Annotated in this window: 1 protein-coding gene; it reads left to right on the forward strand. The window is 75.2% G+C overall.

Annotation, left to right across the window (positions count from 1 at the left end):
• The coding region (locus MFF42_RS20080) for a class I SAM-dependent RNA methyltransferase (protein ID WP_373875200.1) at positions 1-754 on the forward strand (754 nt) is incomplete at its 5' end.
• Positions 755-1,054: the final 300 nt, after the last annotated feature.

Raw genomic sequence — 1,054 nt, forward strand, 5'->3', positions numbered from 1 at the left:
GACCGCCACGGCGACCGGCCTCGACATCGACATCCGCGGCCACGGGCCGGTGAGCGAGGGCGTGCGCGGCGTGCTCACCCGGCTCGCGGGCGAACTCGACCTCGCCCGGCTCTCGCTCCACGGCGACGTGGTGGTCGAGCGCCGCCCGCCCGCCGTCGGCGAGGGCCCGGCCCGGCGCGTGCCGCCGTCCGGCGGCTTCCTCCAGGCGACCCAGGCCGGAGAGGCGACGCTGACCGCCCTGGTGCTGGGGGCGATGGACGAGGGAAAGGCCAGGGTGCGGCGGGTCGCCGACCTGTTCTGCGGCAGCGGCCCCTTCGCCCTGACGCTCGCCGCCGGGGGCCGCGAGGTCCACGCGGTCGAGGGCGAGGCCGCGGCGATCACCGCCCTCACCCGCGCCTACCGGGCCGGCGCCGGCTTCGCCCGGATCACCGCGGAGGCCCGCGACCTGTTCCGCCGGCCGCTGCTCGGGCCGGAACTCGACGCCCTCGACGCGGTGGTGTTCGACCCGCCCCGCGCCGGGGCCGAGGCGCAGGTGCGCCGGATCGCGGAGTCGAAGGTTCCCCTCGTCGTCGGCGTCGCCTGCGACCCCGGCACTTTCACCCGCGACGCCGCGACCCTGATCGCGGGCGGCTACCGGCTGGAGCGTGTCACGCCGGTCGATCAGTTCGCGTGGTCGGCCCATGTCGAGCTGGTCGGAGTGTTCCGCAAGGACGCGCGCAAGCCGGCGGGACGGACGCTGCGCCGCCCGCGTTAGCCGGCGTCGCGACGGAGGGCGGGCGCCGCGCCTCGCCGTGACCGGAACCGACGGCGGTCGGGCTCTCCCCTCAAGCCTTGTCCGGGCTCGATAGAAACTCGATGCCTGAGCGGGTGCGGCGCCGGATCCATCCACGCCTTGGTTTCATTCGTCAGGATCCGCGCAGTCGGTGGCAACTCATACGGTTTCCGGTCGATCACCTCGGGTATCGCCCCCGCTCCTCCCCCTTGTGGGGAGGAGGCAGGAGGTGGGGGTGGTGCCGGATCGAGCGCAGCGGTGCCGTCTGCACCACCCCCACCC

The sequence above is a fragment of the Methylorubrum podarium genome, assembly GCF_022179745.1.
GTDB classification, from domain to species: Bacteria; Pseudomonadota; Alphaproteobacteria; order Rhizobiales; family Beijerinckiaceae; genus Methylobacterium; species Methylobacterium podarium.